The sequence below is a fragment of the Okibacterium sp. HSC-33S16 genome, assembly GCF_024171565.1.
GTDB lineage: Bacteria > Actinomycetota > Actinomycetes > Actinomycetales > Microbacteriaceae > Mycetocola_A.
The window spans coordinates 612,301-624,157 of record NZ_JALJZZ010000002.1; the positions used below are offsets into that span (position 1 = coordinate 612,301).

General features: G+C 61.8%; 8 protein-coding genes. All 8 read left to right on the plus strand.

The annotated features are described in order from the left end of the window. Positions 1-14 precede the first annotated feature (14 nt). The 8 genes from L1277_RS08090 (at position 15) to L1277_RS08125 (ending at position 11,857) form a co-directional block, all read left to right on the plus strand. Entirely contained in the window at positions 15-947 is a 933-nt protein-coding gene (locus L1277_RS08090; RefSeq protein ID WP_253375847.1) for an ABC transporter ATP-binding protein, read from the plus strand. Further along, entirely contained in the window at positions 944-1,789 is an 846-nt protein-coding gene (locus tag L1277_RS08095) for an ABC transporter permease subunit (RefSeq protein WP_253375848.1), read from the plus strand. The genes L1277_RS08090 and L1277_RS08095 overlap by 4 nt, the downstream gene beginning before the upstream one ends. Beyond that, a complete protein-coding gene (locus L1277_RS08100) occupies positions 1,705-3,039 on the plus strand; it encodes a sensor histidine kinase (protein WP_253375849.1) in 1,335 nt (444 codons plus the stop codon). Before L1277_RS08095 ends, L1277_RS08100 begins: the two co-directional genes overlap by 85 nt. Before the next feature lie 41 nt (positions 3,040-3,080). Then, the gene (locus L1277_RS08105; RefSeq protein ID WP_253375933.1) at positions 3,081-3,689 is read left to right on the plus strand and encodes a response regulator; all 609 of its coding nucleotides are present in this window, start codon (positions 3,081-3,083) and stop codon (positions 3,687-3,689) included. A gap of 260 nt (positions 3,690-3,949) precedes the next feature. Beyond that, positions 3,950-8,569 carry a DUF4082 domain-containing protein gene (locus tag L1277_RS08110; protein WP_253375850.1) on the plus strand — a complete coding sequence of 1,540 codons (4,620 nt, stop codon included), beginning with the start codon at positions 3,950-3,952 and terminating at the stop codon, positions 8,567-8,569. 56 nt (positions 8,570-8,625) lie between these two features. Further along, a complete protein-coding gene (locus L1277_RS08115) occupies positions 8,626-9,693 on the plus strand; it encodes a Gfo/Idh/MocA family protein (RefSeq protein ID WP_253375851.1) in 1,068 nt (355 codons plus the stop codon). Beyond that, on the plus strand, positions 9,690-10,685 hold the full coding sequence (locus L1277_RS08120) for an NAD-dependent epimerase/dehydratase family protein (protein WP_253375852.1): 996 nt from the start codon (positions 9,690-9,692) through the stop codon (positions 10,683-10,685). The genes L1277_RS08115 and L1277_RS08120 overlap by 4 nt, the downstream gene beginning before the upstream one ends. Next, positions 10,682-11,857: a DegT/DnrJ/EryC1/StrS aminotransferase family protein gene (locus L1277_RS08125; RefSeq protein ID WP_253375853.1), complete on the plus strand. Its 1,176-nt coding sequence runs from the start codon at positions 10,682-10,684 to the stop codon at positions 11,855-11,857. The genes L1277_RS08120 and L1277_RS08125 overlap by 4 nt, the downstream gene beginning before the upstream one ends.

An 11,857-nucleotide genomic window follows, 5' to 3' on the forward strand; every position in this document is an offset into this window, starting at 1 on the left:
CGTAGCGTTGCAGCATGATCGAAGCACACACCCTCACCAAGACCTACGGGTCAAAGACCGCGGTCAACGACATCACGTTCACGGTGCGTCCCGGAGCCGTCACCGGGTTCCTCGGCCCCAACGGCGCTGGCAAGTCCACCACGATGCGCATGATCGTCGGACTCGACCGGCCCACCGCCGGCCGAGTCACCGTCAACGGCAAGCTCTACGCCGACCACAGCTCACCACTCCACGAAGTCGGTGCCCTCCTCGACGCCAAGGCCGTGCACACCGGCCGAAGCGCCGAGAACCACCTCCTCGCCCTCGCGGCCACTCACCGCATTCCGAAACGTCGGGTGAGCGAGGTGATCGAACTGACCGGCCTCGAGTCCGTCGCCCGCAAACGAGTCGGCGGTTTCTCTCTCGGCATGGGCCAGCGACTGGGCATTGCCGCGGCCCTGCTTGGCGACCCGCAGACCCTCATTCTCGACGAGCCGATCAACGGGCTCGACCCGGAGGGTGTGCGCTGGGTCAGGTCGCTGGTCCGGGGACTCGCGGCCGAAGGCCGAACCGTCCTGCTGTCGAGCCACTTGATGAGTGAGATGGCCGTTACTGCCGACCACCTCATCGTTCTCGGCAAGGGACGCGTGATCGCGAATGCTCCCGTCGCCGAGGTCATCGGTGGAGCCACCCGCGTGAGCGTTCGCGTTCGATCGCCACAGGCATCCGTTCTCGCCTCAACGCTCGCCTCACCAGAGGTGACCGTGACCCACGTGGAGCACGATCTGCTCACCGTCACCGGGATCACCGCCGAATCGGTCGGCGACCGGGCCGCACGCGCTGGAATTGCCCTGCACGAACTCACCCCGATCACCGCCTCACTCGAAGAGGCCTACCTGCAACTGACGAACGACGACGTGGAGTACCGCACCGGCGCCTCCGCTCGAGACCTGGAGATGACACGATGACCACATTGACGGTGGCGCATGATGCGCCAGAACTGCGGATGCCACGGGCACTGCCCGCGAGCCCGGTACGTTTCGGCGGCGTCCTTCGTTCCGAAACGATCAAGCTGCGCAGCCTGCGATCGACGGTCTGGTCGTACGCGGTCCTCATCCTCGTCTCGTTCGGACTGGCCGCGCTCATGGCCTCGACGATCGCGAGCACGATTGACGGCGCGGTTCCTGCCGAGGGGCAGACCGCAATCGTCATGCAGGTGAGTTCGTTCCCCGTCGCCCTGGGGCAACTGGTCGCCGCCGTCCTCGGTGTGCTCTTCATCGCCGGTGAGTATGGAACCGGCATGATCCGCTCGACCTTCGCGGCCGTTCCACGTCGGCTGCCGGTGCTCTGGGCGAAGACCCTGGTGCTGTTTGTGGCGACCTTCCTCGTCGGGCTGGTCTCGACCGTCGGCGCCTACCTCATCGGCATTCCGTTCCTGGCGGGCAGCGACGTCTCCGCGCCGCTCACCGACCCTGACGTCCTGCGGGCCGTGATGGGCGGAGCGCTCTACCTTGCCCTGATCGCTGTCTTCGCGCTCGGTGTCGGCACGGTGCTGCGCAACTCGGCTGGCGGAATCGCCGTTGTGCTCGGCATCATCCTGATCGTGCCGACCGTGCTGCAGCTCATCCCGGCGGACTGGGCGACAAATATGATCCCCTACCTGATCTCCGACGCGGGCCTCGGTGGCCTCGGCATACAATCGGATATCCCCGGCAGCCTCGAGCCGTGGCAGCAACTGCTGGTCGTGCTGGGCTGGGTCGCCGCCTCGCTCACCGCTGGGGCCATCATGATGAAGCGGAGAGACGCCTGACCGAGACGCCGAGAAGCTCCCCGCCGCACGCCTCCCCGGGTGCGGACGGGGAGCTTCGTCTGCCCCGGCCACCCGGAGTGATTCGTTCGTTCTGGGCGCGGCACCTGCGCACAGCCGACATTCTCATCACCCTCATCTACGCGATCCCTGAAGCGGTTGCTCGAATCGTCACCTACGTCGATGGCTCGCTTCCGCCGGCGTTCAACACCCTGGAGCTGCTGCTCGGGGCGGTGACGGCCGTTGCTCTCTACAAGCGTCGAACGGCCCCGGTTACCGCCGTGGTCATCTCACTGGCCGTCAGCGCTCTCTTCATCTGGAACGCAACGGGCATGGCCCCCATCGCGCTCGTCATTGCGTTGTACTCGATCGCCGTGCACCACAGCGTGCGAGCAGCCTGGATCGGTCTCGGAACGACAGCCGTTGTGCTGACCGTGTCGGGCATTGTTACGGCAGGTCTCATCACCGACCCGGGCAACGACGATGTTGTATCCACGCTCGTCATCGGCCTCTTCGCTGTACTCATCGGTATCAATATCGGCAACCGCAAGCGCTACATCAGTGCTTTGGTCGACAGGGCAGGCCAGCTGGCTCGAGAACGTGACCAGCAAGCGCAGTTGGCCGCGGCATCCGAACGTTCGAGAATTGCCCGCGAGATGCATGACATCGTCGCACACAGCTTATCAGTGATGATTCGTTTAGCCGATGGCGCCGAGGCAATGGTGGAGAAGGACCCGGAAGCCTCGCTTGCGGCGATTCGCAATGTCGGCTCGACCGGGCGCGCGTCGCTCGCTGAGATGCGGCGGCTGCTCGGTGTGTTGCGCGACGAAGAGAACGAGATTGCCGAGCGGACCCCGCAGCCCACCCTCGAAGAATTGCCACAACTGGTGGAGAGTTATCAGGCTGCTGGCTTGCCCGCGACCCTGACGGTGACCGGAGTTCCTCCGACCGGTCAGGGGGCACAAATCACGATCTACCGTGCCGTGCAGGAAGCACTCACGAATGCCCTCCGCTATGCGCGTCAGCCGACTCGGGTGGATGTGTTGCTCGAGTGCGTCGGTGCTGCTGTGACGGTCACGGTGACCGATGATGGCGCGCCCGGAGTCGCGGCCGCTTCCGAAGGCTCAGGGCGCGGCCTCATTGGAATGGCTGAACGGGCCGCCCTCTACGGCGGAAACGTAACGAGTGGCCGGTTGTCCGGCGGAGGCTGGCGGGTTCGAATGACCCTGCCGGAAGCAGGAGAAGAGCTGTGACTATCCGTGTATTGATCGTCGACGACCAGGATCTGTTGCGCATGGGACTTTCCATGGTGCTTTCGGCGGAAGACGACATACAGGTGGTTGGCGAGGCTGCCGACGGTGCCACCGCGGTCGATCGGGCCGCGGCTCTCCAACCTGATGTGATCCTGATGGACGTGCGGATGCCTGCGCTCGACGGCATTGAGGCAACGCGGCAGATCATCGCCAAACGGCCGGATGCCAAAGTCATCATCCTCACAACGTTCGATCTCGACGAGTACGCCTTCGGCGGGCTCAATGCCGGAGCCAGCGGGTTCCTCCTGAAGGATGCGCCGCCAATTGAGCTGCTCGCCGCCGTGCGCGCTGTAGCGACTGGTGAGGCCACGGTGTCGCCTCGAATCACCCGACGGATGCTTGACCTCTACGGCGGCAAGCTGCCGGTCAGCGGCTCCGATGGTTCCTCGGCTCGGCTGGCTGCGCTCACTGAGCGCGAGCGCGAGGTACTCATCGCCGTGGGTGAGGGGTTGTCGAATCCCGAGATCGCTTCGCGGTTGTTCCTCTCCGAATCCACGGTGAAGACACACGTCGGTCGGATCCTCTTCAAGCTGGAACTGCGCGACCGGGTGCAGGCCGTCATTCTCGCCCACCGCGAGGGTCTGGTCTGACCCTAAGAAAACCTGAGCAATTCTCACCCGAAAAGGGGGGAGTGCTCAAGGGTGCGCCCGGGTTACTCTTTCACCACAGAACGTGAAATTCCATCACGTTTTGCGTCTTGCGGCCACAGCGAGCCGTCGCTCCTCCTTCCTACAGCAGCCATGCCAGGAGGCGGTGATTCTCGCGGCCAATTTCTGGTGAGAAGAGTTCTGAAGTGTCTGGGTCGAGCAAATTAGGGTCGTGGGTCGGTACACGATTGTCGCGCACTTCCGTGGCTCTCGCTGCCGTGCTCGGGCTGGTAATCACCGTGGCCGTACCTCTGGGCATGGGCGCGGCCCATGCGGCAGGGCCTTGCGATCCGGGCTCCAACGCGATCGTTTGTGAGAATTCCAAGCCAGGAACGAGCCCGGAGATTTGGGACATTTGGCGTGCCGGCGATCCTAGTATTCAGGGCTTCGCGACCGACATCAGTGTCAATGTTGGCAATCAAGTTGACTTCAAGATCGACTCGGAGGTACTCGGCTACACCGTCGACATCTACCGGACTGGTTACTACCAAGGTCTCGGTGCACGGTACATCGATTCCGCAGATCTGGCGCCAAATCGCCCCCCGACTCAGGACGAGTGCATTACTGATGAAGAAACCGAAATCTACGACTGCGGCACGTGGGACGTATCGGCGTCATGGGATGTTCCTGCCAACGCCGTTTCAGGCGTGTATATCGCCCGTCTGACCAGGACAGACACCGGCGGATCGAGCCACATCATCTTCATCGTTCGCGATGAAGCGAGTACCTCTGACGTTCTCTTCCAGACGTCGGACCCCACGTGGCACGCGTATAACACCTACGGCGGAAGCGACTTCTATCAGGGCGCAGACAATGGCCGCGCATACAAAATCAGCTACAACCGGCCGTTCAACACTCGCGCCGACATGGAGGGGCGTGACTTCTACTTCTCCAGCGAGTACGCACAAGTGCGATTCATGGAGAAGAACGGCTACGACGTCAGTTATTTCAGCGGCATCGACACCGACCGATTCGGATCCTTGCTGACCAACCACAATGTCTTTTTGTCGGTGGGACACGACGAGTACTGGTCGGGAGCGCAGAAGGCCAACATCGAGGCTGCTCGGGACGCCGGCGTGAATCTTCAGTTCCTTGCCGGCAATGAAGGCTATTGGCGGACGAGATACGAGCCTTCGTCCGATGCAAGCGCGACCCCATATCGCACGCTGGTCAGTTACAAGGAAACCTGGAGCAACAAGAAACTCGATCCGTCCTCTGAGTGGACCGGAACCTGGCGTGACCCGCGGTACGCACCATCCACAGCGGGAGCTGCCCAGCCCGAGAACAAGCTCATTGGGACGCTCTATCAGGTCAACTACTCCGACCTCGCCGTGGCCGTTTCTTCCCGTGAGGGCAAGTTGCGTCTCTGGCGGAACACAAGTTTGACAAGCCTGCCCGCGGGCTCGACGACATCCCTGGCACCACACACCGTCGGATACGAGTCGAACGAAGACGTGGACAACGGCTTCCGGCCCGGCGGGTTGATCCGGCTATCTACGACGACGGGTGATGTGCCTGAGTATCTGCAGGACTATGGCAACACCGTCAAGTCTGGAACGACAACTCACCATTTGACTCTCTACCGCGCTTCGAGCGGTGCGCTGGTTTTCTCCGCCGGAAGTGTCCAGTGGGCGTGGGGACTTGACTCCGAACATGACGGGGACGGTGCCGCTGCCGACCGCCGGATGCAGCAGGCGCAGGTGAACCTGCTTGCGGACATGGGGGCCCAGCCCTCTTCGCTAGACGCTGCCCTCGTTCGAGCAACCGCAAGTTCCGACACGGTGGCTCCGACGGCTACCATCACCAGTCATCCACAAAGTGTTTCCATGTCACACGGTTCCGTGGTTGAACTGGGTGGAACCGCATCGGATGTGGGCGGGCAGGTCGCCGCAGTGGAGGTTTCGACGGACAACGGAGCAACGTGGCACCCTGCCGTAGGGACCACCGACTGGTCGTTTCGATACGTTCAGAAAGGGAGTGGAGCAACCCCGGTCCTCGTCCGAGCAATTGACGACAGTGCCAACTATCCCGCCACTCCGACGGCGCTCTCGGTCGACGTCACAGGACCATATTCGGTCTTTGGCAACGTGCTGCCCATTGTCCCCGACAGCGGCGACAATTCAGCTGGAGAACTCGGGCTGCGCTTTACGCCGACCAGCAATGGATTCGTCTCCGGGGTGCGGTTCTTCAAGAGCGCCGCAAACACCGGCATTCATACCGGATCACTCTGGCGGGACGATGGTGTGCGGCTGGCCAACACCACCTTCTCAGAGGAGACCCCTTCCGGGTGGCAAACCGCCATGTTCGATGTCCCTGTCCCGGTCACCGCTGGTCGAACCTACGTCGTCTCATACTTCGCCCCCATGGGGCACTACTCCATCGAGTCAGACTTCGCTGACTATGGACCAGTCGATTCACACTTGCTTACCGTCGCAGGCGGTTTCGGATCACGCGCAGCCGCGGTGCACAGCACTGACGGGACATACCCGTCGCAAAGCTTTGGACGCAGCAATTACTTCGTCGATGCGATCTTCGATGTTGTGGACACATCGCCGCTCGTTGCGCTCCAACAATGGCCCCACCCTGGATCGTCGAGCGTCGCCACGTCGACAACGGTTCGCGCTGTTCTCTCAAAGGACGTCGCAGCGGACGCCGCAGACTTCGTGGTCCGGGACAGCTTGGGCGTGACGGTGAGCGGCACGACGACCTACGACGCCCTCACACGTATCGTTACCTTCACTCCCTCCTTGCCCCTTGCCGGTTTCGTGAAGTATTCGGTCTCGCTCTCCGTATGGGGTGCGGCTGGAGCGGAAGCGGTCGCTGGGGGCGAGTGGTCCTTCACTACGGTGAAGCCTCCAGCACAGGCTGGAATATGTCCGTGCAGTCTTTACGACGATGGGGACCTGCCAGGAATCGTTGATGTCGGCGACCCCGACGCCGTCACGCTGGGGGTTCGTTTCTCCGCTAGCGAGAACGGCATTATTCGGGGAATCCGCTTCTACAAGGCCGCTGGGAACACTGGAGTTCACGTCGGTGCTCTCTGGTCGTCCGACGGCGATTCCCTGGCGACGGCGATCTTCAGTGATGAGAGTTCGTCCGGATGGCAAACGGTGTATTTCGCTCAGCCGGTGTCGGTGATTGCGGGGACCGAATATGTCGCTTCCTACCGAACTCCGGTCGGTCACTATTCGGCGACCCCAGGTGCATATGTGGGGACGGGCTTGACCAAGGGGCCTTTGCACGTCGCCGCGGATTCAGGCGTGTACAGCTACGCCAACCAGTTCCCGAGCGCGCGAACCTCGACGGGGTATGCCGTTGATGTTCTGTTCGAGTCGACCCCAGACCCGTTGACCGTGGTGGGTACAAACCCTGCGGCTGGGGCCCTTGGCGTGGCGAGGGATGCTGGCATCTCGATTAGTTTCTCCACAGCGGTGGCGGATGGATACCAGGTCGCCGTCTCTGCAAATGGGAATGTTGAAGGTACATCCGTGCTGAGCGGTAACCGGAAAACCATCATCTTCACGCCGAACGAAGATCTCCCTATTGACGAGCAAGTCGAGGTAACGGTGTCGGGGATCCGGTCGACCGGCGGCATCGCACTAGCCAATCAGCAGTGGTCCTTCCATACCGCCGAATCCGATGCGCCGAGCGCGAAATACACAATGTTTGGTGCAGAAGTGCCAGCGGTTCCTGCGGCTACTGACGATTCGTCACCCGTAGAACTCGGGATGGCCTTCACCACCAGTGAGCCAGGTTCGGTGACAGCGATTCGCTTCTTCAAGGGTCCCGGGAATGACGGTGTGCATACCGGATCGCTTTGGAACTCTGCGGGTGAGAGGCTCGCGACGGTGCACTTCGGCGGCGGATCGAGCACCGGGTGGCAAACCGCAGCGCTCTCGGCGCCGGTGCCCCTCACCCCAGGTCAACAGTATGTGGTGTCCTACTTCGCGCCACAGGGGCATTATTCGTACACATCGGGATACTTCCAGTCGATGAAGACATCCGGGCCGCTCACGGGCATCGCCGGGCGCTTCTTCTACGGAGCCGAGGGAGGGTTCCCTCTGTACCCGTTCAACGGCACGAATTACTTCGTGGATCTCGAGTTCGCGTCGTCGGTCGCTGGTCCGACTCCAACGCCGACTCCAACGCCGACTCCAACGCCGACTCCAACGCCGACTCCAACGCCGACTCCAACGCCGACTCCAACGCCGACTCCAACGCCGACTCCGACCCCAACGCCTACGCCGACCCCAACGCCTACGCCGACCCCAACGCCTACGCCGACGCCTACGCCGACCCCAACTCCGACCGAACCAACGGAGCCGTTGATCGATCCACTGACCCAGCCCGGAGTCACATCATTGTTTGCCCCAGCTACGGTGCCGGATACAACGAACTGGGACGACGCAGGTCCAGTGCAGCTCGGAATGACCTTCACCCCCTCCGCCAACGGAGAGGTCCTCGGAGTTCGATTCTTCAAAGGGACTCAGGACACCGGGACGCACCGCGGGTATCTCTGGAACGCCAACGGGGACCTGCTAGCGGAAGCAACCTTCTTCCACGAGACCGCTGAGGGCTGGCAATTCGCTGTGTTCGACTCTCCGGTCCAGGTGCTGGCGGGGCAGAACTACACCGCCAGCTATTTAGCGCCGAACGGCCACTATTCGCTTTCCGCCCATGGCCTGGCGAACCCGGTGACCGCAGGTCCTTTGAGCTCGCTGGCCCGGGGAGGGGCATACACCTACGACGCCTCAGTGACCGCACCAGTGCAAACGACTCCGCACAACTTCTGGGTCGACGTCATGTTTAGGCCAACGCCTTGAGCCGCCGCACACCGACCATCAATCGCACAGACCATAACGCCACGAGGGGAAGAAAATTGACACACGAAAAACTCCGGATTGCTGTTGTAGGCGCCGGCTACTGGGGACCCAACCTCGCTCGAAATTTCTCAACCAGCCCCGACTGGGATCTCGTCGCGATCTGTGATCTAGACCGGGATCGTGCAGAACGAGTCGCGAATCAGGTGGGTCAGGTGCCGGTGGTCACATCTCTTGACGAACTTCTGTCTTCGGACGATCTGGATGCGATCGCAATCGCAACCCCAGCGAGGACTCACTATCCGATCGCCATGCAGGCGCTTGCCGCGGGGAAACACGTGGTTGTTGAGAAGCCTCTCGCGGATTCAACGAGCAACGGCCAGGCAATGGTGCTTGAAGCCGCAACCCGCGGTCTCATACTGATGGCGGATCACACCTACTGCTACACGCCAGCGGTGCTCAAGATCCGTGAACTCATCGCGGCCGGAGATTTGGGTGAGATTCTCTTCATCGACTCAGTTCGTATCAACCTCGGTCTTATCCAACCGGATGTTGATGTTTTCTGGGACCTCGCGCCTCACGACCTTTCCATTCTGGACTTCGTTCTCCCTGGGGGCCTTCGACCGACGGCCGTTGCCGCCCAGGGTGCTGACCCTCTCGGAGCTGGTCGATCTTGTATCGGATACCTCACGCTGCCTCTGGAGAGTGGAGCGATCGCGCACATCCACGTCAACTGGCTGAGTCCCACCAAGATCCGGCAAATGGTCATTGGGGGAACCAAGCGAACCTTGGTGTGGGATGACCTGAATCCCCAGCAACGACTGAGTGTGTATGACCGCGGTGTCGATCTCGGGAAGCAATCTGCCGGGCGCACCGATCGTCGCGACGCGAATATCTCATACAGGCTGGGCGACACCTGGTCGCCAGCTCTGCCGGAACGGGAGGCCCTGTCAACAATGGCGGCCGAATTCGCTGCGAGTATCCGTTCGGGCCAACCGTCGCGGACCGACGGGGAAGCGGGGCTTCGAGTGCTTTCCGTGCTCGAGGCAGCGAGTCGCAGCCTGGCGGACTCCGGCAGCGCAGTGCCACCAACCCAAGGAGATCGACAGATGGAGACAGCGCGATGAGTGCACTAAGTGGAGCACGTGTTCTGGTGACTGGGGGAGCGGGCACGATTGGTTCCACAATCGTCGACCAATTGCTCAAAGCAGGAGTCAGCCATATAGACGTCCTCGACAATCTGGTTCGGGGTCGTCGCGCAAACCTCGACGACGCACTGCGGTCCGGTCGAGTCACCCTCGTCGACGGCGACATTCGTGACCGAGATCTCGTTCACGACGTCACCCGGGGCAAGGATCTCGTATTCCACCAAGCCGCTATTCGGATCACGCAATGCGCCGAGGAACCGCGTCTCGCTCTGGAAGTGCTCGTCGATGGGACGTTCAACGTCCTCGAGGCGGCCGTTGAAGCATCCGTCGATAAGGTCATTTCCGCTTCCAGCGCATCTGTCTACGGTATGGCGGAAACCTTCCCCACGAACGAACGCCACCACCATCACAACAACGACACCTTTTACGGGGCGGCGAAGTCCTTCAATGAGGGCATGCTTCGCAGCTTTCGAGCGATGCACGGACTTGACCATGTCCTCCTGCGATACTTCAACGTTTACGGGCCGCGAATGGACGTACACGGCGTTTACACGGAAGTGCTTGTGCGGTGGATGGAGCGGATCGCCGACGGAAAGCCGCCGCTAATTTTTGGGGACGGGCAACAGACCATGGACTTCGTGTTCACAACTGACATTGCGCGAGCAAATTTGCTTGCTGCATCGTCGCCAGTGACCGAAGGGGTCTACAACATCGCAAGCGGTACCGAGACGAGCCTCCTCGATCTCGCCCAAACGCTGCTGATCGCGATGGACTCCGATCTTTCGGTCGAGCACGGCCCCGAACGTGCGGTGAACGGCGTCGCCCGTCGTCTCGCCGATACGTCAGCCGCACGCGCTGATCTGGGCTTCGAATCGACCGTTGGTCTTGAGGAAGGCCTCAGGCAACTTGTGGCATGGTGGCAACCGCTCCGTGATGAGATTTCTGCCACCAGGCAGGCGGTGCCGGCATGAACCGGATCAACGTCATGAAGCCGTGGCTCGGTGCAGAGGAAATCGCAGCAGTGACGGCTGTGCTCGAGTCGGGGTGGGTAGCGCAGGGCCCGCAGGTTGCACGGTTTGAATCTGCGTTCGCCGAGGCGATGGATGCGCCATACGCCGTGGCTACATCGAATTGCACTACCGCGCTTCACCTCGCACTCGTGGTAGCAGGGGTCACCGCAGGAGACGATGTGGTCGTGCCATCCTTCTCCTTCATCGCGACGGCAAACGCGCCAACCTACGTAGGAGCGAGGCCGGTATTCGCGGATGTCGATCGCCACACCGGCAATGTCACGGCCGAGACCATCGCCGAAGTGATGACTGACCGAACGACCGCTGTCATCGTGGTCGATCAGGGCGGAGTACCCGTCGATCTGGATCCGATCCGGCTCCTTTGCGAGAAGCGTGATGTCCGGCTAATCGAGGACTCCGCGTGCGGTGCGGGTTCCACCTATAAAGGCGCGTCCGTCGGATCCGGTGCCGATATTTCGGCGTGGTCCTTCCACCCACGGAAGCTCCTTACAACCGGTGAAGGAGGTATGCTCACGACCCCCCACGAGGACTGGGCGAACCGCGCTAGGCAGTTGAGAGAACACTCAATGAGCGTCTCTGCGAATGCTCGCCATGCGAGCGTCCTTGCGCCGCCCGAGGAGTACAGCGAGATCGGGTTCAACTATCGCATGACCGACCTGCAGGCAGCGGTAGGCATCGTTCAGCTGGGCCGACTGGGTCAGATCGTCGCTCGTCGCCGAGAAATTGCTGCGACGTACACGGCGGCGCTCGCGGAGATCGACGGCCTACGGATCGTGCGCGACCCCTCGTGGGGAACCAGTAACTTCCAGTCGCTTTGGGTGGAAGTGCAACCGGAGTATCCGATGTCAAGAGAACAGCTTCTCGAGCACCTGGCCACTCGTGACATCTCTGCTCGACGCGGAATCATGGCTTCCCATCGGCAACCCGCGTACCGTGAGCGAGACACGGGGAGCGCCCGTCTTTCGAACACTGAGCTGCTCACCGATAACACGCTGATCCTGCCGGTCTTTCATCAGATGACCTCAGTTGAAATTGAGCGAGTGGTCGAAGCCATCGCCGAACCCGCCCTTCCCGACCTGGCCGGTCGCGCTCCCGCCGCCGCGAGGAGTTGA

Bases quoted from the DNA above. Each gene is read 5' to 3' on its own strand.
- L1277_RS08090 (WP_253375847.1), top strand. From the start codon at position 15: ATGATCGAAGCACACACCCTCACCAAGACCTACGGGTCAAAGACCGCG.
- L1277_RS08125 (WP_253375853.1), top strand. From the start codon at position 10,682: ATGAACCGGATCAACGTCATGAAGCCGTGGCTCGGTGCAGAGGAAATC.
- L1277_RS08120 (WP_253375852.1), top strand. From the start codon at position 9,690: ATGAGTGCACTAAGTGGAGCACGTGTTCTGGTGACTGGGGGAGCGGGC.
- L1277_RS08105 (WP_253375933.1), top strand. From the start codon at position 3,081: ATGGGACTTTCCATGGTGCTTTCGGCGGAAGACGACATACAGGTGGTT.
- L1277_RS08095 (WP_253375848.1), top strand. From the start codon at position 944: ATGACCACATTGACGGTGGCGCATGATGCGCCAGAACTGCGGATGCCA.